This is a genomic window from Algoriphagus sp. SE2, assembly GCF_039563885.1.
GTDB lineage: Bacteria > Bacteroidota > Bacteroidia > Cytophagales > Cyclobacteriaceae > Algoriphagus.
This window is the reverse complement of record NZ_JBCLWJ010000016.1, coordinates 80,108-103,923: the sequence shown is the minus strand read 5'-3', so window position 1 is coordinate 103,923 and position 23,816 is coordinate 80,108. Positions and strand designations below refer to the sequence as shown.

At 37.4% G+C, this 23,816-nt stretch carries 24 protein-coding genes; 4 read left to right on the top strand and 20 right to left on the bottom strand.

The window, feature by feature from the left end; genetic code table 11:
• Window positions 1-74 precede the first annotated feature (74 nt).
• The 3 genes from mdh (at window position 75) to AAGF08_RS17005 (ending at window position 5,535) form a co-directional block, all read left to right on the top strand.
• On the top strand, window positions 75-1,010 hold the full coding sequence (gene mdh / locus AAGF08_RS17015) for a malate dehydrogenase (protein WP_343512531.1): 936 nt from the start codon (window positions 75-77) through the stop codon (window positions 1,008-1,010).
• A gap of 100 nt (window positions 1,011-1,110) precedes the next feature.
• Window positions 1,111-3,816: a hypothetical protein gene (locus AAGF08_RS17010; RefSeq protein WP_343512530.1), complete on the top strand. Its 2,706-nt coding sequence runs from the start codon at window positions 1,111-1,113 to the stop codon at window positions 3,814-3,816.
• A 60-nt stretch (window positions 3,817-3,876) separates the two neighbouring features.
• Entirely contained in the window at window positions 3,877-5,535 is a 1,659-nt protein-coding gene (locus tag AAGF08_RS17005; RefSeq protein WP_343512529.1) for a mechanosensitive ion channel family protein, read from the top strand.
• A 12-nt stretch (window positions 5,536-5,547) separates the two neighbouring features.
• On the opposite strand, the gene AAGF08_RS17000 is transcribed toward AAGF08_RS17005, so the two are convergent.
• The 4 genes from AAGF08_RS17000 to AAGF08_RS16985 are packed head-to-tail and all read right to left on the bottom strand — an operon-like array spanning window position 5,548 to window position 11,767.
• Complete coding sequence (locus AAGF08_RS17000) at window positions 5,548-7,149, bottom strand: hypothetical protein (protein ID WP_343512527.1); 1,602 nt, start codon at window positions 7,147-7,149, stop codon at window positions 5,548-5,550.
• A 2-nt stretch (window positions 7,150-7,151) separates the two neighbouring features.
• Window positions 7,152-8,309, bottom strand: a complete 1,158-nt coding sequence (locus tag AAGF08_RS16995; RefSeq protein ID WP_343512526.1) for a DUF4249 domain-containing protein — start codon at window positions 8,307-8,309, stop codon at window positions 7,152-7,154.
• Entirely contained in the window at window positions 8,310-11,048 is a 2,739-nt protein-coding gene (locus AAGF08_RS16990) for a carboxypeptidase-like regulatory domain-containing protein (protein ID WP_343512525.1), read from the bottom strand.
• A complete protein-coding gene (locus AAGF08_RS16985) occupies window positions 11,045-11,767 on the bottom strand; it encodes a hypothetical protein (protein ID WP_343512523.1) in 723 nt (240 codons plus the stop codon). The genes AAGF08_RS16990 and AAGF08_RS16985 overlap by 4 nt, the downstream gene beginning before the upstream one ends.
• Before the next feature lie 110 nt (window positions 11,768-11,877).
• Between AAGF08_RS16985 and AAGF08_RS16980 the strand changes: the two genes are divergently transcribed.
• Window positions 11,878-12,786, top strand: coding sequence for a sugar phosphate isomerase/epimerase (locus AAGF08_RS16980; RefSeq protein WP_343512522.1), 909 nt, complete (start codon window positions 11,878-11,880; stop codon window positions 12,784-12,786).
• On the opposite strand, the gene cysM is transcribed toward AAGF08_RS16980, so the two are convergent.
• The 16 genes from cysM to rplO form a co-directional block, all read right to left on the bottom strand.
• Complete coding sequence (cysM, locus tag AAGF08_RS16975) at window positions 12,787-13,665, bottom strand: cysteine synthase CysM (RefSeq protein ID WP_343512520.1); 879 nt, start codon at window positions 13,663-13,665, stop codon at window positions 12,787-12,789.
• Entirely contained in the window at window positions 13,652-14,497 is an 846-nt protein-coding gene (gene epsC, locus AAGF08_RS16970) for a serine O-acetyltransferase EpsC (protein ID WP_343512518.1), read from the bottom strand. Before epsC ends, cysM begins: the two co-directional genes overlap by 14 nt.
• Window positions 14,498-14,518: 21 nt before the next feature.
• Window positions 14,519-15,064 carry a hypothetical protein gene (locus AAGF08_RS16965; RefSeq protein ID WP_343512517.1) on the bottom strand — a complete coding sequence of 182 codons (546 nt, stop codon included), beginning with the start codon at window positions 15,062-15,064 and terminating at the stop codon, window positions 14,519-14,521.
• Window positions 15,045-15,332 carry a septum formation initiator family protein gene (locus AAGF08_RS16960; protein ID WP_343512516.1) on the bottom strand — a complete coding sequence of 96 codons (288 nt, stop codon included), beginning with the start codon at window positions 15,330-15,332 and terminating at the stop codon, window positions 15,045-15,047. The genes AAGF08_RS16965 and AAGF08_RS16960 overlap by 20 nt, the downstream gene beginning before the upstream one ends.
• Before the next feature lie 97 nt (window positions 15,333-15,429).
• On the bottom strand, window positions 15,430-16,707 hold the full coding sequence (eno, locus tag AAGF08_RS16955; RefSeq protein ID WP_343512515.1) for a phosphopyruvate hydratase: 1,278 nt from the start codon (window positions 16,705-16,707) through the stop codon (window positions 15,430-15,432).
• A 21-nt stretch (window positions 16,708-16,728) separates the two neighbouring features.
• Window positions 16,729-17,826 carry a glutamine-hydrolyzing carbamoyl-phosphate synthase small subunit gene (gene carA / locus AAGF08_RS16950; protein WP_343512514.1) on the bottom strand — a complete coding sequence of 366 codons (1,098 nt, stop codon included), beginning with the start codon at window positions 17,824-17,826 and terminating at the stop codon, window positions 16,729-16,731.
• A 118-nt stretch (window positions 17,827-17,944) separates the two neighbouring features.
• Window positions 17,945-18,472, bottom strand: coding sequence for a 50S ribosomal protein L17 (gene rplQ / locus AAGF08_RS16945; protein ID WP_343512512.1), 528 nt, complete (start codon window positions 18,470-18,472; stop codon window positions 17,945-17,947).
• 6 nt (window positions 18,473-18,478) lie between these two features.
• Window positions 18,479-19,468: a DNA-directed RNA polymerase subunit alpha gene (locus AAGF08_RS16940; RefSeq protein WP_296699779.1), complete on the bottom strand. Its 990-nt coding sequence runs from the start codon at window positions 19,466-19,468 to the stop codon at window positions 18,479-18,481.
• A gap of 38 nt (window positions 19,469-19,506) precedes the next feature.
• The gene (rpsD, locus tag AAGF08_RS16935) at window positions 19,507-20,112 is read right to left on the bottom strand and encodes a 30S ribosomal protein S4 (protein WP_296699782.1); all 606 of its coding nucleotides are present in this window, start codon (window positions 20,110-20,112) and stop codon (window positions 19,507-19,509) included.
• A gap of 18 nt (window positions 20,113-20,130) precedes the next feature.
• Complete coding sequence (rpsK, locus tag AAGF08_RS16930; RefSeq protein ID WP_074226895.1) at window positions 20,131-20,529, bottom strand: 30S ribosomal protein S11; 399 nt, start codon at window positions 20,527-20,529, stop codon at window positions 20,131-20,133.
• 14 nt (window positions 20,530-20,543) lie between these two features.
• Entirely contained in the window at window positions 20,544-20,921 is a 378-nt protein-coding gene (gene rpsM / locus AAGF08_RS16925) for a 30S ribosomal protein S13 (RefSeq protein WP_008202997.1), read from the bottom strand.
• A gap of 4 nt (window positions 20,922-20,925) precedes the next feature.
• Window positions 20,926-21,042: a 50S ribosomal protein L36 gene (gene rpmJ / locus AAGF08_RS16920; protein ID WP_206584531.1), complete on the bottom strand. Its 117-nt coding sequence runs from the start codon at window positions 21,040-21,042 to the stop codon at window positions 20,926-20,928.
• A gap of 6 nt (window positions 21,043-21,048) precedes the next feature.
• A complete protein-coding gene (gene infA, locus AAGF08_RS16915) occupies window positions 21,049-21,267 on the bottom strand; it encodes a translation initiation factor IF-1 (RefSeq protein WP_143960025.1) in 219 nt (72 codons plus the stop codon).
• Between the two features lies 1 nt (window position 21,268).
• The gene (map, locus tag AAGF08_RS16910) at window positions 21,269-22,042 is read right to left on the bottom strand and encodes a type I methionyl aminopeptidase (protein WP_343512510.1); all 774 of its coding nucleotides are present in this window, start codon (window positions 22,040-22,042) and stop codon (window positions 21,269-21,271) included.
• 1 nt (window position 22,043) lies between these two features.
• Window positions 22,044-23,363 carry a preprotein translocase subunit SecY gene (gene secY, locus AAGF08_RS16905; protein ID WP_343512508.1) on the bottom strand — a complete coding sequence of 440 codons (1,320 nt, stop codon included), beginning with the start codon at window positions 23,361-23,363 and terminating at the stop codon, window positions 22,044-22,046.
• A gap of 4 nt (window positions 23,364-23,367) precedes the next feature.
• Window positions 23,368-23,814 carry a 50S ribosomal protein L15 gene (rplO, locus tag AAGF08_RS16900; protein ID WP_343512507.1) on the bottom strand — a complete coding sequence of 149 codons (447 nt, stop codon included), beginning with the start codon at window positions 23,812-23,814 and terminating at the stop codon, window positions 23,368-23,370.
• Window positions 23,815-23,816 lie beyond the last annotated feature (2 nt).

Here is a 23,816-nt window from a genome sequence, read left to right as displayed (position 1 = left end):
TATTCCTAGGCATAGTTTAATAACTTAGCGTCGCTTTTTTAAGGCAGTATTTAAAATAAAATCAATATAATCTCATGAGCAAAGTAACCGTAGTAGGGGCAGGTAACGTGGGTGCGACCTGTGCCGATGTATTGGCTTATCGCGAAATCGCAGAAGAAATAGTTTTAGTTGACATCAAAGAAGGTGTAGCTGAAGGCAAATCACTTGACATTTGGCAGAAAGCTCCAATCAATCAGTATGACAGCCGAACTGTCGGAAGCACAAATGATTACAGCAAAACTGCAAATTCAGATGTTGTGGTAATAACTTCAGGTCTTCCACGTAAACCGGGAATGACTCGGGACGATTTGATCGAAACAAATGCAGGAATTGTAAAATCAGTGACAGAGAATGTGGTTAAATATTCTCCAAATGCAATCATTATTGTGGTTTCAAACCCACTGGATGTAATGACTTACCAAGCTCATCTTTCTTCCAAATTACCAAGAAATAAAGTAATGGGAATGGCAGGAATTCTGGATACAGCAAGGTATAGAGCATTTATTGCATCTGAATTAAATGTTTCCCCAAAAGAGATTCAGGCAATTCTTATGGGTGGACATGGTGACACAATGGTTCCACTTCCTCGTTATACGACGGTGGCAGGTATACCAGTAACTGAACTGATACCGGCAGATAAACTTGATGCAATCATAGAGAGAACCAAATTTGGCGGTGGTGAATTAGTGAAGTTAATGGGAACTTCTGCTTGGTATGCACCGGGTTCGGCGGCTGCTCAAATGGTTGAAGCTATTTTGAAAAACCAAAGAAGAGTATTCCCTGTATGTATTAAATTGGATGGAGAGTATGGAATTGATGACTGCTATTTAGGTGTGCCAGTAATCCTTGGGAAGAATGGTATCGAGAAAGTTCTTGAGCTAGATCTTAATGAAGAGGAAAAAGCGCTACTTGAGACTTCAAGAGGTCATGTAAAAGAAGTAATGGAAGTATTGAATAAGCTTGGCAATTAAGCCAGTTTATCTGAAATAAAAAGACCTAAGAGTTTGAGGGTTTCCTCTTAATTCTTAGGTCTAATTTTTGTAATATGTTTTTAGAAACAATAAATGACTTGTGAAAATCTGGAAAAGCCTACTTATTCTTTTATTTATAATCCTACTAGCAGGAGGCGGTTTTTGGATCTATCAAAATTATTTTTCCTCCCGAAAAATTAATAGCCTGGACATAATCAGTCAGGAAGCCATTTTTGTTTTTGAAACTTATCAAGGAGCAGAAACCTGGAATGCAATTGTCAATGATCCTGTCTGGGGGATTTTTCAAACACTTCCAGCCTTTGACAAGCTATCAAGGCAGCTCGTTACATTAGACAGTCTTACTGGGGAAAATGGACAAATAGCCAAACTCGTCCAAAATGAGCAGTTAACTGTCAGCCTTCATTCAACTGGCATTGAAAATTTTGAATTACTCTTCACCTTAAATCTAAATCCCTCAAAGACTTCGGGTTTGATCGAGGATATTAAAACAAAAATACCGGAAGGGTCACGCTTTCAAAACAGGATGTATTCAGACCAAGAGGTCATAGAATTTTATGATAACGAAAACAACAGAGGCTGGTCTATTTCAATGCTTGGTGACTTGGTCGTATTTTCTTCATCATCGTTTTTAGTTGAGCAGGCGATTCGTTTTTATATGAATGAAAACCAAGAAACGTTTTCAACACTGGTAACAGGAGCATCAATAAGATCTGATTCTCCAGGAAGACTTCTGCTATCCGGGAAGGGAATGGCTTCAATGTTGAAAGGAATTGCGGATGACAGGGAAAGTCAAGCAATTGCAAGTTTAGAAATCCTAAATGCCGCTTTAGCTCTTGATCTTTCCTTTGAGGAAGGTAGTCTTGAGTTTGTAGGCCCAGTTTATTACCCGGACCCAATAAATTTTACGCCATCCATTAGAGCAAATTTAACTGCGATAGAATCTCTGATTTCTAATAGAACTTTAGCTCTGACCCAATATAATCTTGAAAGTATTTTTGAAACCCAAAAAATCGAAAACAGAGCATTTCCTTTTCGATCTACTTTAATTGGTGAAATTCAAAGAACATTGACTGACCGAGGCTTCTTTGATAATTTTTCTGGTGAACTCTATTTGTTAAACTTAGAAAAGTACGGGGGGGCAGACCAAAATTTAGCATTGCTTGCTAGAACTTTTGACTCCTCCTCCTCTTTGGAATTACTGAAAGAGTTCCAAAAATCTGAGAATGAAGAAAATTCAGATTTCTACTTGGACTATGAAATCTTGTTTATTCCCGAGGAAGAGTTTCCCGCCCATTTATTTTCAGGAAAATTCCCAGGTTTTGGTCAAACTTTCGTGACTAGTATAAATGACATTTTGGTTTTCTGTAACTCCCAACAAGCCATGAAGTTGATCTTGGATGATTTTACTTCTAACAACACTTGGAGAAATTCTCCCAATTCTCCTGCAGCTAAATCAGAACTTAATTCAACCTCAGGATTTTCTAAGATTTACCTGATTGATGAAATATGGGCACAATGGACCAAAGAAACCAACCCGTCCTGGAGTTCTTTTTTACAAAAATACAGCGGTAGTTTCCAATCTTTTCCTTGGCTTTCTTTACATATTAATCAACTCCCGGATAGGACTGAAGCTACATTAAAAATTCCTTATAAAAGAGATTTTAAAACTAAAATAGAACAGGTCGAGGCAATCAGTCTTGAACCAAACAAGACAATTTCTTTGAATCTGCCACTAATATATGGGCCTTCTACAGCATTAAATTATCAAGACAACACCTTGGATCTCTTGGTTCAAGATGAAAATTATGTCATGCATTTATTTAATGAAATTGGAGATGAAGTTTACACCTATCCACTTGATGGACCAATCGTTTCAAATATTTTTCAGATTGATTACTATAAAAATGGTAAACTTCAGATTTTATTAGCTACCAAAAATAAGATCTACGGCATAGACCGACTTGGCAATCTCCTTCCTGGTTATCCTATTGATTTAGGAAACGAATGGATTTCTCATTTGAATTTGGTGGATTACTCAAATACCAAAGAATACCGATATTTCATTAGTACAGAAGATGGTAATCTGTACCTATTAGACAAAACAGGTGAGCAACTTGACGGATGGAATCCACTTTCAATTAATGAAAGAAGTGCTGGTCCACCGGCACATTACAGGATCCCTGGAAAAGGCGATTATATGGTTGCTTTAGGAGAAAATGGAAATCTATTCTTATTCAATCGAAGAGGTGAGAAACAAGGAGGCACTCCTATTAAGTTTGGAGAGGCGATAAAATCAGAAGGGATAGTCTGGCGAGACCCTAGTTCCCGATCCTATAAATTTGTTGCGATTACCTCAAATGGAGAAATTATTCAAAGCAACTTTGATGGGGAAATTGTGTACAGAAATCAGTTGGTTAAAAAAGATAGAGATAGTGAATTCATTCTAGTCCCTGATCAAAAAGCAAATGACTTTGTGTTTGTTTCAAGACAATATAATGAAGTTTCTGTTCTGGATAGGTCGGAAAAAATATTAATGAATATCCGGGTTTCAAGTGAAAATTTGATCTACCAATATTTCGATTTTGGAGCTGAAAGGCAGATTTTCGCTTTGACCGATCTTACACAGGAATTTAGTTATTTATATGATCTTGAAGGAAATTTAATAACTACAGTGCCACTTGAAAGTAGCGGTTCGGTACAGATTACATACCAGTCATCCAAAGGTCAATACCTGATCAGAACCATAAGTGGTTCTAAGATTACGGAATTTTTATTGGCCGATTAACCTTCTTGAATAGCTTGGGACTAGAACCACGAATAGCTAACTTGCAAAAAATCAAACCTTATGTTTAAAAAGTATTTCTTATTACTCTGTCTTTTCAGTTTGGCCTACAGTTCTTATGGTCAGTTAATCACGGAGCAGCAAGATTTGAAGGAAATAACTGATGAGGTTAATTTAAGTTCTCCTTATCACACTACTCTTACTTTCTTCTATAACTTGGAAGAAGCAAATTTTCATCCGGATAAGGCTGCTGAGACGCTGAATTTAAAGGGAGTAACATCACAAAATGGAGATAATCTAAGTGTAAAGCTAAAGCAGATTTTTGAGGGAAAAGGGGTAATAATAAGAACGAGCGAAATACCAAATGAACAAGATTATAGAGATACCACATCAGGTTATGACCAAATCTATTATTTCGACAAGTCTAAACTCCCAGGAATATTCTTAGAAAAGGTTGGTTCACAATGGAAATTCTCAGCTTTTACTGTAGGGCAAATAAACAATTTACACAAAGAGACTTATCCCTTCGGGACAGCTAAACTACTCGATCTTCTTCCAAAAATTGGAAATGATGAATATTTAGGGTTTCACCTCTGGCAGCTTGTTGGTTTGCTTGTTTTAATATTTGTAGTTTTTCTCAGCCATTTGCTATTTACATTCTTAGTAGATAGGGGTCTCTTATATATCCTCAAACGTTTCGGATATGGATACATAGGGGAGCATTATTTACTCCCTGTCGCGAGAATTACCAGTTTTTATTTAATAGTCCTTTTATTAGCACTTTTTCTTCCTGTCCTACAACTCCCAACAGGTATTTGGGCTTGGATAATAGTGATAATTAATACCTTAAAACCATTTTTAATAACCGTCATTTTCTACAAGATTGTAGATGTAATTGCTGCCTACTTTTCAAAATTGGCCGAAAGGACCGAGTCTACTCTTGATGATCAATTAGTACCATTAATTCGAAAATCACTCAAGGCATTTGTCGTTATTATAGGTACTCTTTTCGTTTTAAAGGAAGGACTCAATCTAGACATTATCCCTTTCCTTACAGGTTTGTCAATTGGTGGTGTGGCCATAGCTTTGGCGGCTCAAGATACCATTAAAAACTTTTTTGGCTCAATCATGATCTTTCTGGACAGACCATTTCAGGTGGGGGATTGGATTACTTCCGGTGATTTGGACGGTACAGTTGAAGAGGTCGGTTTTAGATCAACAAGAGTTAGGACTTTCCGAAATTCGGTAATGTACATACCAAACGGAAAAGTAGCTGATGCAACAATCGATAATCATGGTCTGAGACAGTATAGAAGATTCTATTCTACTATCACCATCACTTATGATACCCCTCCAGATTTAGTAGAAGAGTTTGTTAAAGGACTTCGAGAAATAGTTCTTTCTCATCCAAATACACGAAAAGACACATTTCATGTCTATTTCAACAATCTGTCATCATATAGCTTAGATATTATGTTTTACATCTTTTTTGAAGTTCCTACTTGGGCGGAAGAATTGAGATGTAGGCATGAAGTTCTGATCAAAATCATGAAACTTGCCAATTCCTTAGATGTGAGATTTGCATTCCCAACTCAGACTGTGCATATGGAGACTTTTCCTGAAAAGAAAAGTCTATCTCCTGAATACGACCCAGACGTCAAAAATTATCAGGCAAAATTAACTCAGTTTATGCAGCAGGAGCTTAGAAAAAAGGAAAACTAAAACTGGTCGATTTTATTTCACCTCAAATAGTTTGGTAAAGATTTCACCGTTTGACTTAACAGAAATCATAAATTTACTTTTGATTTCGGGTACTTTTATATCGAAAGAATTAGAAATAGGTGTGGATTTCTGAGATTTTGACCAATAAAGGATTGTTCTCCAGTCCATTATTTGATCTTCCTTGTCTGGAGAATCAAACAATGAATTAGCTGAAGCTATTTTTGGTTGGATTCCTTCATAGTCAACATAAATGCCATTTGTGGGAATTTGAAAGCCTCCAAAATCATTCTTGTATGAGGAAAAGCTAAGTACACCTGGGAATTCTTCTTCATTCAAATAAAATGTCCTGGTGAGGATTTCAAGTGTTTTTAAACCCTTGGGATCAAATTTTGCCAATTCATCAGAATCAAAAACTGGCATTGCGTCTATTAGCATCAATGGATTGGAATCAAAGGAAAAATTTCCTACCTCATTTATGGCTCTAAATTCCTTTTTCTTCTGTACCGTTTTAACTGAAACTTCAGGCACATATTCTTTAATTACTGTTTCAACAGTCTCAAATCGAGTATAATCATCTAATTCATAAACTCTATCTTCGACAAGACCAGTAACAACAGGATCATTATAAGCTTCATACTCATGGACAAAGTAGCCTTCTATTTGGCCTCCTTTTAAAAGCTCTTTTAGAAATGGTTCATCTGCGGGGCTTATTACTAGAACCGGAAAGCTAAAGCTATCCTTAAAATGAGTTTTAGGTGCAGAAGAAACTAAATTAAAATCAATCAAGCTTTTATTCCCATCCGCTTGGGCAACTAGGTATTTCCAATTTTTCATTCCCCCCGCATCAAAGAAAAGACTACCATTAGTATCCGGCCTGTCAGTAAGCAAGGCTGATTTCTCACCATGGATAGAAACATAATAAAGTTGAGTTGTATCCAAACTCTCTCCCTCCACCTTTGCTTCAATAATATGTCCAAATAACTCAGGCAAAATGTTTTTTGAATCAATAGATTCATAAATCATAGATGATTCAATTTTATCTTGATTTGCTAAAAATGGATTCAATACAGATATGCTGATTTCCTCCACTCCAGTTATTGCGGATATATCGACAGAAAGATTTTCACCTGGATTTAACTCATTACTTGTGATTTTAATTTTAGAGGAGGAATTAGGGTTCTCAAAATCAAATTCTTCTCTTTCTCCTACTACATCTGGAGGAGCCAGTCTGTTAAATACTGTAATAAACTGTTGAGAAATCCCTTTTTCAAGACTTTGGTGAGGGCTAATCCTTGTGAATACTCTGAGTAAATAATTATCAGAGGGTAAGTCCTGCGGAAGCTGGAGAAAATTGAAGCTTTGGGAATCCTCCAAAGGAATTTTTGCAATAGCTACTGATTCATTATATCGATTAATCAGCTCTGCATACAAAATAATTGATTTTTCTTCTGATTCATCCTGAGTTACCTGCCCCGAAATCCACACTTTCTCCCCACCGAAATAGACCGTTTTAGGAATTGAATAGGAAACTTCTTCTATGGATTGAGAGTATGAAATAGCTTGACATACAAAGAAAATAAAAATAGCTAGACTTAGTTTTTTATAGATGCTCATTTTCAATCCTCCCAAAAATCAGGTTTGACATTTGTGCCTCTGAGCGTACAATCAACGCATCGCCTCTCTGCTTTTAGAAATCCAATTGGGTCGTAGCAATTATCACAAAATATTGGCACGGCCGGCATATAGGATCCAGTTCTAAACGCAACCTCATAATCTGGAATAAAAACTGTATCAGGTTCTGCAATGCATCCAAAATAGTCTTCAACCTCAGCAACTCCCCATGGAATGACATCCCTGAAATCAATCCAAAGTCTTCTTTGCTTCACTGTACCTAAGCTTAAATATCCAACAACTGGAGCACCTGAATCTTGATCGTTTTTAAAGTTACCTCCAATATTAGAAGGTAATGGGCTGAAAATCGAACCTAAATCATCTGTATTCTTTCTCATCACTTCCCAAAATTCGGAAGCTTTTTGATCCAAAGCTTTCTGAGAAATTAAAATGCTGTAGCGGTTTGAAAGACGCTCATCACCTTTAATGATCTGGGTGATCGATTGTCTAAAAACAAACTGATCTTCAAAGCGAGAAGAGGTCTCTAATATCAAATCAGAACTTATTAGATCTCTATAACACAAGTCTGTTCTGTTTTCTTGTGTAGATAAAACAACAGTTTTTAGGTCTGGATCATATCTGTAAGAAGTTGGGATTCTAGGCCTAAATGCATACGTTTCTTCGAAAGTCCAAAGGAAGTCATCTGCATTTTCATCTCCTTTAGTTGTCAAATAGACTTCTACTCCTTCCTCATTTTTTTCAAACCCCACATCAATGATCTCTGGGGTCAAAATAGGTTTAAGCAGTTCTGAAGTATAACTTGCCCCATCATCTATAAGAATCCGAAGTCTATAATTTTCGGTTTCTGAAATATCATGAGCAAATTCATAAGAACCGTTTCCCAAAGGATTCAAATCAAATTGAGCCCCAGATTCAGATTCCAAAAAGACAATTGCATTCGGATAGGTAGGTGAAAAAGAATCATCAGAATTAATATTTCTGGTATAACTCAAATTCAAAATACTTGGTAACCCTTCAGTATCCAGATAACCTTCTACTACCAATACTTTCAAATCACTTGGTTCAATTTCAGGATTAAATGGTTCCCTACATGCTGAGAGCATGAATAGAAAAACAAATAGATATGTTGCTATTTTTCTCATTTAAAACTTGAAATTATAGGTAATAAATGGAATAGGATTTGCAAAAATAGACAACTGATACCCTCTCAGCCTTCCATTTTCAGGGACATAATAAACAGAATATGGATTACTCCTTCCCAAAATATTATAGACCCCAAATGACCATGAGGCATGTGCCGGTTTATTTACCTTATGATTTCCTTCTAAATTGATAGAAAAATCTAATCGGAAATAATCGGGGATTCTATAAGCATTTCGATCAGAGAAATATACCCGCTCTGAACCGGCATAATCAAATTTTGAAATCGGCAATGTAACTGGTCTCCCAGTACTATAATTCATATTTAATGATGTATTGATTCTTTTGCTCAATTCATAATTTGCTACAACGACCAAGTGGTGAGGTTGATCAAAATTACTGGAATAAAATTCGCCGTCGTTTATTTTTTCAACACTTGGTTCATCTGAGGTTCTCATCAAAGATCTGGAATAAGTGTATGCGATAGAGCCTTTTAATAATCCGGTATTCTTTTTAAGCAAAACCTCTACTCCATATGCTTTCCCTTTTGAGTTCAATACATCTTGTTCAATATTTTCATTTAAGACAATATTGGCACCTGATCTATAATCCAATAGGTTATTCATATACCGATAATAGACCTCAGTTGAGAACTCCAAGGTATTCCTAGCCAGATTCCTGTAATATCCGACAGAACCCTGACCACCAAGTTGGGGTTTGATAAAGCTATCACTGAGTTTCCAACTGTCCGTTGGCGAAATAGAAGAGGAATTTGAAAGAAGGTGAATGTTTTGGCGCATCGTGTTAAACCCAAATTTTACAGAAGACCTATTCCCCAAATTATACCTGCCTGATATCCTGAATTCCGGTCCATGGTAGGTTTTTATAGTCTCCCCATCCCCATAAGTTCTTTCGCCAATTACATTACTTTCTGTAATAGGAGCACCATCCACATATTGATTGATCGTCATTGGGCCAAGGAATTGATATAACATATATCGACCTCCATAACTCACAGAAAAACGCTCGCTAATAGTAAATTCATCACCAAAATAAATTGATAATTCTCTAGCTTTTTCTTCGCTAAGCTCTTCTTCAATTACAATAGATTCGGAACCATACGGTTTATTGCTTCCTGGATTGATTGAATATTGAATTGCGTTTACTCCAAACTTAAAAATGTGATTTTCGCTTTTTCTATATTCAAAATCAGCTTTCAAAAACAGCTGATTTACATCAAACCCAAAATCAAATGAATTGAGTGGATTATCCTGACCAATAATACCAAAATCGTAACTGTCTCTACCAATAGTTAGATTTCCTTCAAGCTCATCATTGAAAAAATGTCTCCACCCGAGTGCGAGATTTATATTTTGGTAAGAATAGGTTGTATCTAGATCAAATTGGAAATCATCCTGACTTAAATAGCTTGTCAACTCCAGAATATTTTTCTCGTCGATCTGATGTTGAATATTTAAGTTAATGTCATAAAAAGCAATATTACTTCCTTTTAGATCAGCTTCATCGTCCAAAAGTTTTAATGCCCAATCTGAATAGGTTGTTCTTCCTCCGATTGCAAAATTTGTTTTCTCCCCTATTGGTCCCTCAAATCCAAGTCTGCTAGTTAGGATACCAATCCCTCCCGATCCACTGAATTTTTCTTTTGTTCCAAATTTGGGATCAACTTGTAATACCGATGAGAGGCGGCCTCCATAATTTACTGGTATCGAACCTTTATATAATTCCACTCCAGAAACTACATCTGCATTAAAGGCTGAGAAAAAACCAAAAGCATGAGTCGGGTTGAATACTGTTGAATTTCCATAAAGAATTAAATTTTGATCAGCTGCTCCACCTCTCACATTGAATCCAGTCGTTGCTTCGCCCACAGTATTTACACCTGGCATAGTCAAGATCCCCCGTAACACATCTACCTCCCCCATTACTGCTGGCAGTCGTTTAACTTCAGCAATACTGATAGATTGCACTCCCATATCTAACTTATTCACATTAGAAAGAGCACCAGAACTCACTACAACTTCGTCCAATGAAAGTACATTTTCAGCTATACTCATATTTAATACCCCATCACCACGAAGTTCAATTTGTCGTTGTTCCTGAAACCCTCCAATATTTTGGATCCAGATAGTGTGTCGGCCTCTCCTTAATTTCAGTGAATATCTACCATCCTTGTCAGTTGCCACTTGAGTAAAATTGACTTTTTCAGAGACAATGGCACCATTCATAGGATTTCCTGATTCTATGCTTGTTATGACCCCGCTTAAAATTGCAGTGGAAGATTCAGGGTTATCAGAAGCTTTCCCAATTACGAAGCGTTTATTCTTATCGAATTCTCCTAAAGTATCACTTGCATTGACAAGAAGCTCTTGCCTTTCTCTTACTTGGAAATAATCCGTTGGAAAATCTGTGAATATTTTTGCGCCTTTTGAAACCCAAACCCGTTGGGAAGCATCAATTGTGTAAGTCAAACCTGAATTCACAAAAATCTGATCCAAAATCAATCTTAATTCAGTGTCTGATGCTTGTAGATTGACCTGGAGATCCTCGATTTCCTCAATTTTATAGAAAAATTTTATTGGAGTTTCTGATTCCACTCGCTCCACAAATCTTTCAAATGGCATACCTAAATATGTCCCTGAGAGCTTAACTTGAGCCGAAGTTTGGGCCAATAATTCATGGATAAAAAAAGTAGCAAGGACTAAGAGTAGAAGCTTTCTCATTCATAGAATCCGTTAAACTCATCAGACTTCCCTTCTCTTAATACAGCCAACTCAAGGATAAACTTTTCCTTTTCCAGGGCAAAATAAATATCTTTTTCCTTTTGGATACTTTTCACTTCTTTCTTGTTAAGTCCAAGACTTTTTATGGCTTGTTTCTTTTTCCTTATGGGTATAAAATCTCCTTCATACCAGTAGAAGTACTCAGAATCTTCCACGAATTTATAGGTGTATTTTCCAATTTCCTTGGTTGGTTCCGCTTCCTTGTAATGCTTTAATAAGACCTTAATCTTTCCATCTTTCAAAACTTCATAAAATCCATTGCCGTGTTTGGGAAATGATTCATTCCCTTCAAATCGTCGAAATAATTTCCCACCTTCCAACTGAAACTCCTCCACCTTTTCGGGCTTAATCAATATTTTTTGTTTATAGATTGGATGAAAAGTTACCAAAACGTCAGCATTTTCATCAAACAACAATTGAACCCCTATGTATTTAATCCCATTGATCAATAAATAGCCCTCTTCAAAAACTCTTGTTTGAAAATAGGGATGACCTTCATAATTTAAAGGAGGTTCTGCATACTGTCCTCCAGTAATCAATTCTTGAAAGTAAGGTAATTGCTCTTTATACAAAGAAAGAAAAGATTGAGACTGGGCATGCAATTCTGCTGACCAGATAAAAATCAAAAGAAAAGGCGTAAAAAAGTATATTTTTAGCATAGGATTAATACGATAGTAAATCCGTTTAGATTCTATTTTATATGGAATATCATAAGCGGCAAAATTAAAATATAAGTGGAGAATAAAGGATAACCCGAAATAAATCAAAAATGAAAAGAAGAAATCTAATTAAATCAATTGCATTAGCACCATTAGTTTTAACTCAGACGAAAGCTTTTGCTAAATCGCAACCCAAAGCCAAAGCTAATATTCATTTTTGCTTAAACACAAGTACCATACGCGGTCAAAAACTTACCCTTCCCGAGATGATTGAGACCTCTGCAAAAGCAGGATTTGATGGGATGGAAATCTGGGTAAATGAGATTGAAGCCTATTTAGCCTCTGGAAAAAGTTTAAGCTCCTTAAAAAAGTTATTGGAAGATGCTAAACAAGTCCCATTTAATGCAATCGGTTTTGCTCCTTGGATGGCACAAGACTCAGAAAAATCTGCACAGGGATTTGTTCAAATGGAAAAAGAAATGGGAATGCTAGCTGAAATAGGTTGCACCCGGGTTGCAGCTCCTGCCATTGGTGCAACAGCACCGATTGATGTGATGCAATCCGCAGAAAAATTCTCTCAATTGTTAGAGTTGGGTAGAAAAACCGGCGTCATGCCGCAGTTAGAATTTTGGGGTTCATTTCTTCCCTTTCATAATTTAAGTCAATGTCTCTCCGTCGCTGCTGCTGCGAATGATCCTGATACAAAAATTTTACCAGATGTCTATCATTTATATCGAGGCGGCTCAGGATATAATGGGTTGAAACTACTAAGTGGGGATGCTTTCGACGTAATTCATGTAAATGATATTCCTGCTGGTATCTCAAGGGAAAAACTTGCAGATAAAGACAGGGTATATCCAGGAGATGGGATAGCACCATACCAAGAAATTGTGAGTTTTCTTAAAAGGATGGGCGGTACTAAAATCCTTTCCTTAGAATTATTCAATGAAAAGTATTGGGCGCAAGATGCATTATCCGTCGCTAGAACAGGATTGGAAAAGACTAAGAAGTTTTTTTGATCAACCAAAAAGATCAGAACTTAAATAACGATCTCCTCGATCACAGGTGATGCAGACTATTAATCCTTCTTCAAGTGTTTGAGAAAGTTTTATAGCAGCATGCAAAGCACCCCCGCTGCTCATCCCTGCCAGGATTCCCTCTTCCTTTGCCATTCTTCTTGTCATTTTCGTGGCTTCTTCCTGACTCACATCAATTACTTGGTCTACTCGGGAAGCATCAAAGATGGCGGGAAGAAATTCTGGGGACCACCTTCGAATTCCTGGAATACTAGAACCGTCAGTTGGCTGAGTGCCCACAATCTGGATAGAGGGTTTTTGTTCTTTTAAATACATAGAAACGCCCATAATTGTCCCTGTAGTTCCCATGGCTGAAACAAAATGGGTGATTTTCCCTTCAGTATCTTTCCATATTTCAGGTCCTGTAGTTTTATAATGAGCCAAATAATTATCAGGATTTGAGAATTGATTTAATAAAAAATATCCTTCCTCTTTATTCATTTTCTCAGCAAGCGTTCTTGAATATTCAATCGTTTGTGCGGCAGGAGTCAAGATAACTTTTGCTCCATATGCCTTCATGGAAAGAATACGCTCTTTTGTAGAATTATCAGGCATTATTAAAGTCATATCCAAACCAAGCGTTTTTGCGACCATTGCCAAAGCAATACCTGTATTTCCACTAGTCGCTTCTACTAATTTATCCCCTGCCTTGATATCCCCTCGATCTAGAGCAGACCTAATCATATTATAGGCAGCTCGATCTTTTACGCTTCCACCAGGGTTTTGTCCTTCGAGTTTACAAAGAATTTTCACCTTAGGATTAACCGGAATCTTATCTAGAGAAATTAGAGGAGTATTACCTATTAGTTCAAATAGCTTCATCTTGGTCATTTTTGAAGACGTATAAATCGGTTACTTCAGAATCAGTATGATACATCTGGGTTTGGTAATAAACTTTACTTCCAGCAGGAATACTTTTTGTCAACCAAACATTTCCTCCTATTACACTATTCTCACCTATTACTGTATTTCCTCCCAAAATAGTGGCTCCTGAATAAATCACAACATGATCTTCAATGGTGGGATGCCTCTTTATATCTGCATCTGCTTTATTGACACTTAAAGCACCTAAGGTTACTCCCTGGTAGATTTTAACATGATCCCCTATCACTGTTGTTTCACCTATAACTACCCCCGTACCGTGATCTATACAAAAATATTGGCCAATTTTAGCACCTGGATGAATTTCTATTCCAGTTCTGCCATGTGCCAGTTCAGTTATCATTCTTGGTATCAGAGAAACTCCTAATCTATGTAATAGATTCGCAATTCTATATGCAGCTATGGCATAAAAACCTGGATAGCTCCTTAGTATTTCTGCTTTAGATTTTGCCGCTGGATCCCCTTCATATATGGCATCGACATCTTGATTAATAAATTCATAGACCAACTCCAATTCTAAGAAGAAATCTTTGGAAATCTTTTCTCCATCACCTTTATGAAGGTGTAAATTTCTAGTAAGTATGGATGCCAAAGAAATCTCCAGCTCGGCAAATTTTGCTGCGACCTCTTTTTCTTCTTTGATTTTCTCTGAAGCAAATTCAGGAAATAAGAGTCCCAACACATCTTCAAAAAACTTATGAATTACCTTTGGAGAAGGGCAATTTGAGCATTCTTGATGAGCATGATATATTTTTGAAATAAAGGAATTCATGTTTTGGTATTTAATGCACTATCAAAGTACAAAACCAACCCTTATGACATAAGGTTCACCATAGGGTGATCTTAGATTGTCATGTAGTACATTATATAAGAAAGTGAAGTTTGCTCCACCTCTAGGACCAAAAGGAGCAAAATAACCCCCTCCTAAGAAAAGTGAATTAGCCCAAATCCTTTGAAACTGGTCTGTAAAAATGTTATAATTATCAAAATTGATTCGCTCATACTCTGCGTGAGTGAAAATATTTGGAAGAACATTGTATCTAGAAAAAATTCTTCCTCCATAGGATGAAGTCTCACCCCCTATATATCTTTTATCATTGAAATATTGATAGGTTATTCCTATTCCTGATGAAAACTTTGGAGTAACCATGACACCTACCAAAGGTGAAAAATCCAATAACGTCACCGTCCCAAATTGCATCCCGAAATTACCTCCGAAATAGAGTCGATCTTTTAAAGTCAGAGAATCTGAATAAATATCTCGCTGAGCATTCGCATTCAAATGCAAAAAGAATACAAAAACAAAAAGTAGTAAAAGCTTATTTTTCAACAATAACATAGAGATCTTCAGTCTTCTTTTTCATGAGATACTTTTCACGGGCAAACTTCTCTAAAAGTTCAGGATTACTCATTAATTCTTCTCTTTCTGCCTTTATTATTTCTTTTCTTTCGATATAAAACTCCTTTTGGTCATTCAGCTCACTTAGCTTGCTACTCAACTTGAATTGATTGACTACATTATTAGAATCTATAAAAAACATCCAAAAAATGAAAAAGAGCGTCCCGAGAACATAAAAGTTTTTCGTGTATTTAAGGTATTTGCTCATTTCTAAATAATTGAAATCATTTAATGAACAAGGTACAAAAATGATGCAAAAAAAAAGCAGCCCTATGAAGGCTGCTTTTAAACTTAATTATTGAATCTTATTTTTTTGGAAAATAGGCTGTATCAGCTAGCAATTCTTCGATTCTTAACAATTGATTGTATTTGGCCATTCTATCAGAACGGGAAGCAGACCCGGTCTTTATTTGACCACAGTTACAAGCTACTGCTAGATCTGCAATGGTTGAATCTTCAGTTTCACCGGATCTATGAGACATAACCGCAGTAAAACCTGCTTTATGTGCCAAATCAATTGCATCTAAAGTTTCCGTCAATGTGCCGATCTGGTTCACTTTGATCAAGATGGAGTTAGCAGACTTCTCTTCGATTCCTCTTTTCAAGAATTTAACATTGGTAACGAAAAGGTCATCCCCTACTAATTGAACTTTATCTCCAATTTTGGCAGTCAACATTGCCCATCCTTCCCAATCTTCTTCAGCACAACCATCTTCAATAGAATCGATAGGGTACTTTTCTGTCAGTTCAGCTAAGTAATCTACTTGCTCAGCTCTTGATCTTACTTTCCCTGATTCACCTTCGAATTTAGCATAGTTATATTTTCCGTCTTCGAAGAATTCAGAAGAAGCACAATCAAGTGCAATAGTGATATCAGAACCTGCTTTGTAACCAGCTTTTTCGATAGCGTCTAGGATACAAGCCAAGGCTTCTTCAGTTCCACCAGAGAAATTTGGTGCAAAACCACCTTCGTCTCCAACTGCAGTACTTAATCCTTTGTCGTGAAGTATTTTCTTTAGATTATGGAAAATTTCAGCTCCCATCCTCATTGCTTCGGAAAAAGTTGGAGCACCCACTGGTCGAATCATAAATTCTTGGAATGCAATAGGAGCATCTGAGTGAGACCCACCGTTGATGATATTCATCATGGGAACAGGTAGGGTTTTGGCATTGACACCACCCACATATCTAAACAAAGGAATCCCCAGATCATCAGCTGCAGCTTTGGCTACTGCCAAAGAAACACCAAGAATTGCATTTGCTCCCAATTTTGATTTGGTATCAGTGCCATCCAATTTGATCATCAAGTTGTCGATTCCTCTCTGATCAAAAACTGATTCACCGATCAATTCAGACTGGATGATTTCATTTACATTTTCTACTGCCTTCAAGACTCCCTTTCCGAGGTATTTGCTTTTGTCTCCATCACGAAGTTCTACCGCTTCATTGACGCCGGTAGAAGCCCCACTTGGTACTGCTGCACGACCGAAAGCACCTGTATCAGTCAGTACATCCACTTCAATAGTAGGATTTCCTCTAGAGTCTAAAATTTGTCTTGCATGAATTGCTTGTATCAAAGTCATAGTATAAAAGGTTATTGAGATTTAATTTTTATTGATTAAAGAAATAAAGTCGTCGAAAAGGTAACGTGAATCATGTGGTCCAGGAGACGACTCGGGGTGATATTGTACCGAGAAAGCAGGCTTATTTTTCAATTTTATTCCTGCTACAGTATCATCATTTAAATGAACATGAGTAATTTCTACATTTTCATTGCTTTCAGAATCTTCCCTAGAAATATTGAAACCATGATTTTGAGAGGTGATTTCACTTTTGCCAGTCAAAATATTTTTAATAGGATGATTTAGCCCTCTATGCCCATGATGCATTTTGTATGTAGAAATACCTACCGATTCTGCTAAAATCTGATGTCCTAGGCAAATTCCAAAAACAGGTTTCCCAGTAGTTAAAATTGCTTTTGTAGTTTCAACTGCATACTCCATTACAGCAGGATCACCTGGTCCATTGGATAGAAAATAAGCTTGAGGGTTCCAAGCTTCCATTTCTTCAAGTTTTGTTTTGGCAGGGAAAACTTTACAATAAACTCCTCGATCAGAAAGATTCCTGAGTATATTTTTCTTAATACCAAAATCTAGACAGGCTACCTTGATTTTAGAATTCTCATTTCCGACGAAATACGGTTCCTGCGTACAGACTTGAGAGGAAAGTTCCAAACCATCCATATTAGGAACTTTAGCCAGTTCAGCCTTTAGACCTTCAATATTATCCTCAAATTCTGAGCTAATAATAGCATTCATTGCACCTTTGGACCTTAAGTGTCTAACAAGTTTACGAGTATCAACATCTGCGATCCCTGTAATCTTATTGTTCACTAAATAATCTTGCAATGAGCCTGAGGCATCTATTCTAGAATATACATCCGAAAAATTACTAACCACAATCCCAGCCACAGTAGGATGATCTGATTCAACTTCGGTGTCAATGACACCATAGTTCCCAATGTGAGGAGTTGTCGTAACAACAATTTGTCCAGTATAGGATGGATCAGTATAAATTTCCTGATATCCAGTCATACCTGTATTAAAGCAAATTTCGCCGCCATTTGTACCGGCATTTCCGATAAGGGTTCCTGGGAACACTGTTCCGTCCGCTAAGAGTAAAGTCGCTTTTTTTCTAATCATTTTCTTGAAAGTTGCCCAAAGTTAAAGATTTATTGGGAAGGAGAATAAATGGATAGGGTATAAAAAAAGGATTGAACGAAAGTCCAATCCTTTTTTATTATTAAAGTCATTAATCAACTTATTTTTCTTCAGTTTCACCTTCAGTTGAATCGCTAGCTTCTGGAGCCTTAGGCTCCTCAGTTTTAGCCTCAACAGCTGGTTTAGCAGGAGCATCAGCAGATTTTCCAGAACCTCTTCTAGATCTTCTAGTAGTCTTTTTAGCTGGTTTAGCATCCTTCAACATTAAATCATTGTAATCAACAAGCTCAATAATACACATCTCAGCATTATCGCCAAGACGGAATCCAGTTTTGATAATACGAGTATATCCTCCTGGACGTGTACCTACTTTAGAACTGATTTCTCCGAAAAGAGCGATGATAGCATCTTTGCTTTTCAGGTAAGAGAATGCAATTCTTCTGTTATGAGTAGTATCTTCTTTGGCTCTTGAAACCAATGGCTCTACATATTTCTTCAATTCTTTAGCCTTGGCAAGCGTAGTTGAAATACGCTTGTGAAGAATCAGGGAAGTAGCCATATTGGAAAGCATAGCCTTCCTGTGAGCGGCTTTCCTACCAAGGTGGTTAAATTTCTTACCGTGTCTCATCGTTATTTATTCTTCATCAAGTTTATACTTAGAAATATCCATCCCGAAGGTCAGACCTTTCTCTTGGATCAGTTGCTCAAGCTCAGCTAGAGATTTCTTACCAAAGTTTCTGAATTTCATCATATCAGAAATTTCAAGTTTAGCAAGATCTCCAAGTGTCTTCACATCAGCTGCTTTAAGACAATTGAATGCACGAACAGATAAATCTAGATCGCCCAAAGATGTCTTCAAGAGTTTTCTCATGTGTAAGAACTCCTCGTCAATTGGTTCTGGCTCAGCAATACCTGTAGAGTCAAGTACCATCGTTTGGTCAGAGAACAGCATGAAATGCTGGATCAGGATTTTAGCAGACTCCTGAAGTGCTTTCTCCGGGTGGATAGAGCCATCAGTAGAAACTTCCAAGATCAACTTTTCAAAGTCAGTTTTCTGTTCAACACGGGTATTCTCAACGCTATACTTTACATTCTTAATAGGTGTAAAGATGGCGTCTATGGCAATTTGCCCGAATACCTGCTCTTTTGGTTTGGATTCTTCAGCTGGTAGATATCCTCTTCCTTTTTCTATTGTGATCTCAATCTCGAAGTTTTTGGACTCATCGATATGACAAATCACTAGCTCTGGATTTAGGACCTCGAAAGAAGAAGTAAACTTAGCAATGTCCCCTGCTGTGAACACAGACTGATTTTTGATCTCTACAGTGATTTTTCCGTCAAATGCTTCATGCACTTTCTTGAATCTCACTTGCTTCAAATTCAAAATAATATCGGTCACGTCTTCTACAACACCTTCGATGGTGGAAAACTCATGCACCACTCCTGGGATCTTAATAGATGTGATGGCATAACCCTCCAGCGAAGAAAGCAAAATTCTTCTTAAGGCGTTACCGATAGTAACTCCATAGCCTTTTTCTAGTGGTTTGAAAGTAAACAAGCCATGGAAGTCGTCGGCCTTTTCCATCACCACTTTTTCGGGCATTTGAAATGCTAGTATGGACATATATCTTGTTCTTTTTTTAAAAGCTGAAAATAGTAAAATTACTTAGAGTAAAGTTCGACAATGAGTTGTTCCTTGACATTCTCTGGAATATCATCTCTGGAAGGCACACTGACGAATTTGCCGGATAATGAAGCGCCATCCCACTCTAACCAGGAATATTTATTTGCACCTCTACCAGCCAAACTATTGGTAATAGCTTCCAAAGATTTAGATCTTTCTCTTACAGAAACAATATCACCAGGCTTTAATGAATAGGAAGGAATATTTACTACTTCACCATTTACAAGCACATGCTTGTGAGAGACCAATTGTCTGGCACCTCTTCTGGTAGGAGCAATTCCTAATCTATATACGGTGTTATCCAATCTTGCTTCAAGAAGCTGAAGAAGGTTTTCACCTGTAATACCAGATTTTCTGGAAGCAATATCAAACATCTTTGCGAATTGTCTCTCCAACACGCCGTAGATGTATTTTGCTTTCTGCTTTTCAGCAAGCTGAATAGCATATTCTGACTGCTTCTTTCTTCTACCTCTTCCATGTTGTCCTGGAGGGTAGTTTTTCTTCTGAAGCGCTTTGCTATGCCCTTCGATAGGCTCGCCAAATTTTCTGGCGATCTTTGCTTTAGGACCTGTATATCTAGCCATTCTTTTACAAATTTTAAATTAAACTCTTCTACGCTTAGGAGGACGACATCCATTGTGTGGCATTGGAGTAACGTCAGTAATAGTCGTTACATCTAAACCTACATTTTGCAATGTTCTGATCGCTGATTCACGACCAGATCCCGGACCTTTTACAAAAACTTCGATTTTTCTTAAACCTAAGTCATATGCTACCTGTCCACAGTTTTGCGCCGCCATCTGTGCAGCGTAAGGAGTATTTTTCTTTGAACCTCTGAATCCCATTTTACCGGCAGAAGCCCAAGAGATCACTTGACCTGCATTATTGGTAATAGAGATGATGATATTGTTAAAGGAAGCTCTGATATGAACTTGTCCTACCGCTTCTACCTTAACAACTCTTTTTTTACCTTTTGCTTTATCGTTTCTTTTCTGAGCCATAATCTAATCAGGTTTTATTTAGTTGCTTTTTTCTTGTTAGCAACTGTCTTTCTCTTACCCTTCCTTGTTCTAGCGTTGTTCTTGGTATGCTGACCACGAACTGGAAGTCCTTTTCTGTGTCTCAAACCTCTATAACAACCGATGTCCATCAGTCGTTTGATGTTCAATTGGATCTCTGATTTCAGAACACCTTCGGTTCTGAATTCTTCGGCAATAATGTTACGGATAGCGGTCGATTCATCATCATCCCATTCACCTGCTTTTTTGTCGAAAGAGATACCGGCTTTGCTCAGGATCGCTTTGGCTGAGCTTCTTCCAATTCCGAAGATATAAGTAAGCCCGATTTCGCCTCGCTTATTGTCTGGTATATCTACACCTGCAATTCTAGCCATAATCTTAACCTTGTCTTTGTTTAAACTTAGGATTCTTCTTGTTGATGACGTAAAGTTTTCCGTTTCTTCTGATCAACTTACAATCAACACTTCTCTTCTTAATAGATGTCTTTACTTTCATATCAGTCTATTTATAACGATATACAATTCTACCTTTTGATAAATCATAGGGAGACATTTCTAATTTAACACGGTCCCCAGGAAGAATTTTGATGTAATTCATTCTCATCTTTCCAGAAATGTGTGCAATCAACTGATGTCCATTTTCTAGTTCCACTTTAAACATTGCATTTGACAATGCTTCAATGATGGTACCGTCTTGTTCTATAGATGTCTGTTTAGCCATATTAGAATTTAAAATTCTCTTCTATGTATTTATGGGTCGTCAAAACCTCTGTTTTATCTTCAAATATTGCCACTGTGTGCTCATAATGGGCTGAGGGCTTTCGATCTGCAGTGCGGATCGTCCAACCATCTCTTTCTTGTACAATATTCCTTGTACCCAGATTCACCATCGGCTCAATTGCAATCACCATCCCTGCTTTCAACAAGGGGCCACTACCTTTTTTACCATAATTAGGAACCTCTGGGGATTCGTGGAGATTTCGACCAATGCCATGTCCTACAAGCTCTCTAACTACTGTGTAGCCTTTTGCTTCTACGAATCTTTGGATCGCATTCCCTACGTCACCTAATCTATTCCCAAAAACAGCCTTTTCAATTCCCAAGTATAAAGAATCTTTAGTGGCTTTAAGTAATGCTAAGACAGAAGGGGAAACCTCACCAATAGGGTATGTATAAGCGGAATCGCTATGAAAACCTTGGTGAAAGACTCCACAATCTACTGAGATTATATCGCCATCTTTCAATTCATAATCGCTTGGAAAACCATGAACAACTACTTCGTTCACAGAAATACAGAGTGAAGAAGGAAACCCGTTGTAGCCCTTAAAAGAAGGTACTCCATCATGGTCCCTAATAAACTCCTCAGCAATTTTATCTAAGAAAGAAGTCTTTACTCCTTCCTTGACATACTTGGCAACTTCCCCATGGGCTCTTCCAAGTATATCTGCACTTTCTTTTATTATATGAACCTCTTCAGAAGTCTTATAATTAATCATATTACGCTACTTGGTAATTAGAAGGATTATTCTTCATATTACCACTCTTCATCATGCCTTCATAATGACGCATCAACAAGTAGCTTTCGATTTGTCTCAACGTATCAAGGATAACACCAACCATAATTAAGAGAGATGTTCCTCCATAAAATTGAGCAAATTCCCCTCCCACACCAGCAATAATTGCTAAAGCAGGTAGGATCGCCACAGCCGCTAAAAGGATAGATCCTGGCAACGTAATTTTTGAAATAATCCCATCAATAAATTCTGAAGTAGGCGCACCTGGCTTGATCCCGGGTACAAATCCCCCATTCCTCTTCATATCCTCAGCTATTTGCTCAGGATTAACCGTGATAGCAGTGTAGAAGAAAGTGAAAATAATGATAAGAACTGCGAACAAAAGATTGTATTGCCATGAAGTAAAATCACTGAATGTATTCCCTATATAGTTTGCAACATCACTTTCTGATGCCCAGATCTGTGCGATCAGAGCAGGCAGAAACATTAGAGATTGAGCAAAAATGATAGGCATAACTCCAGAGGCATTCACCTTAATTGGAATATATTGTCTTTGTCCACCATATACTTTACCACCGACAACTTGCTTGGCATATTGCACAGGAATTCTTCTTGTAGCCTCAGTAAGAGCAATAACCCCAACAACTACAAAGAACAACACAACTGCTTCAATGATTAAAAGCAACATGCCAGAAGTTCCTTTTTCCAAACCTTCAGCTATTAATGCCCCGGGGAATCTGGAAATAATTCCTATCATGATTAACATAGAAATACCATTTCCTATTCCCTTTTCGGTAATCTTCTCTCCTAACCACATACAAAACATGGTTCCGGCAGATAGTAATACCAAGGAACTAAACATAAAGAGGGATGTACTGATCATAACAGCGCCCGTTGGAAGAATAGTGGCACTCACATAGCCAATACCCTGGGCAATGGTAATCAATATTGTCAAAACACGGGTAATCTGGTTGATTCTCTTTCTTCCAGATTCACCCTCTTTCTGCATTTTCTGAAAGTAAGGTACTCCGACAGTCAATAGCTGCAACACAATGGATGCAGAAATATATGGCATGATGCCAAGTCCAAAAATGGAAGCATTACTAAATGCACCACCTAGGAATGTATCTATCAGTCCAAAGATGCCTTCAGGAGCTTCACCCAATCGAGAGGGATCTACACCAGGAAGAACAACGAAAGAACCCAATCTGAAAATAATTAGGAAACCTACTGTATTCAGAATCCTAACTCTCAGATCTTCGATAGAGAAAATATTCTTAACCGTCGAAATAAACTTTTTCATTTACTTAAATCTTGTTTACAGAACCCCCATTTTTCTCTATTGCTGCAGTTGCAGAAGCAGAGAACTGATGAGCAGTTACGTCTAATTTGGCTTTCAATTCACCTCCTCCGAGGATTTTGATTTTGTCATTCTTAGAAGCCACTCCATGAGCTATAAGAGCTGTCATGTCTATCGTTTCTAAGTTATATTCTTCAGAAAGAGCCTGCAAGGTATCCAAATTAACTGGTTTGAACTCAACCTTATTCAAGCTTTTGAAGCCAAATTTAGGGACTCTTCTCTGAAGTGGCATTTGACCACCTTCAAATCCAGCCTTAGACTTATATCCAGATCTGGATTTAGCACCTTTGTGACCTCTTGTAGAAGTTCCACCTCGTCCGGAACCAGTACCTCTACCGATTCTCTTACGGTTCTTTGTAGACCCTTCTGCTGGTTTTAATGTATGCAGTTTCATAA

Bases quoted from the DNA above. Each gene is read 5' to 3' on its own strand.
- rpsD (WP_296699782.1), bottom strand. From the start codon at position 20,112: ATGGCTAGATATACAGGTCCTAAAGCAAAGATCGCCAGAAAATTTGGC.
- rplO (WP_343512507.1), bottom strand. From the start codon at position 23,814: ATGAAACTGCATACATTAAAACCAGCAGAAGGGTCTACAAAGAACCGT.
- rpmJ (WP_206584531.1), bottom strand. From the start codon at position 21,042: ATGAAAGTAAAGACATCTATTAAGAAGAGAAGTGTTGATTGTAAGTTG.
- secY (WP_343512508.1), bottom strand. From the start codon at position 23,363: ATGAAAAAGTTTATTTCGACGGTTAAGAATATTTTCTCTATCGAAGAT.
- AAGF08_RS16990 (WP_343512525.1), bottom strand. From the start codon at position 11,048: ATGAGAAAGCTTCTACTCTTAGTCCTTGCTACTTTTTTTATCCATGAA.
- AAGF08_RS17000 (WP_343512527.1), bottom strand. From the start codon at position 7,149: ATGAGCATCTATAAAAAACTAAGTCTAGCTATTTTTATTTTCTTTGTA.
- AAGF08_RS16960 (WP_343512516.1), bottom strand. From the start codon at position 15,332: ATGAGCAAATACCTTAAATACACGAAAAACTTTTATGTTCTCGGGACG.
- AAGF08_RS16985 (WP_343512523.1), bottom strand. From the start codon at position 11,767: ATGCTAAAAATATACTTTTTTACGCCTTTTCTTTTGATTTTTATCTGG.
- epsC (WP_343512518.1), bottom strand. From the start codon at position 14,497: ATGAATTCCTTTATTTCAAAAATATATCATGCTCATCAAGAATGCTCA.
- AAGF08_RS16965 (WP_343512517.1), bottom strand. From the start codon at position 15,064: ATGTTATTGTTGAAAAATAAGCTTTTACTACTTTTTGTTTTTGTATTC.
- AAGF08_RS16980 (WP_343512522.1), top strand. From the start codon at position 11,878: ATGAAAAGAAGAAATCTAATTAAATCAATTGCATTAGCACCATTAGTT.
- map (WP_343512510.1), bottom strand. From the start codon at position 22,042: ATGATTAATTATAAGACTTCTGAAGAGGTTCATATAATAAAAGAAAGT.
- AAGF08_RS16995 (WP_343512526.1), bottom strand. From the start codon at position 8,309: ATGAGAAAAATAGCAACATATCTATTTGTTTTTCTATTCATGCTCTCA.
- mdh (WP_343512531.1), top strand. From the start codon at position 75: ATGAGCAAAGTAACCGTAGTAGGGGCAGGTAACGTGGGTGCGACCTGT.
- infA (WP_143960025.1), bottom strand. From the start codon at position 21,267: ATGGCTAAACAGACATCTATAGAACAAGACGGTACCATCATTGAAGCA.
- rplQ (WP_343512512.1), bottom strand. From the start codon at position 18,472: ATGAGACACGGTAAGAAATTTAACCACCTTGGTAGGAAAGCCGCTCAC.
- rpsK (WP_074226895.1), bottom strand. From the start codon at position 20,529: ATGGCTCAGAAAAGAAACGATAAAGCAAAAGGTAAAAAAAGAGTTGTT.
- eno (WP_343512515.1), bottom strand. From the start codon at position 16,707: ATGACTTTGATACAAGCAATTCATGCAAGACAAATTTTAGACTCTAGA.
- cysM (WP_343512520.1), bottom strand. From the start codon at position 13,665: ATGAAGCTATTTGAACTAATAGGTAATACTCCTCTAATTTCTCTAGAT.
- rpsM (WP_008202997.1), bottom strand. From the start codon at position 20,921: ATGGCTAGAATTGCAGGTGTAGATATACCAGACAATAAGCGAGGCGAA.
- AAGF08_RS16940 (WP_296699779.1), bottom strand. From the start codon at position 19,468: ATGTCCATACTAGCATTTCAAATGCCCGAAAAAGTGGTGATGGAAAAG.
- carA (WP_343512514.1), bottom strand. From the start codon at position 17,826: ATGATTAGAAAAAAAGCGACTTTACTCTTAGCGGACGGAACAGTGTTC.
- AAGF08_RS17005 (WP_343512529.1), top strand. From the start codon at position 3,877: ATGTTTAAAAAGTATTTCTTATTACTCTGTCTTTTCAGTTTGGCCTAC.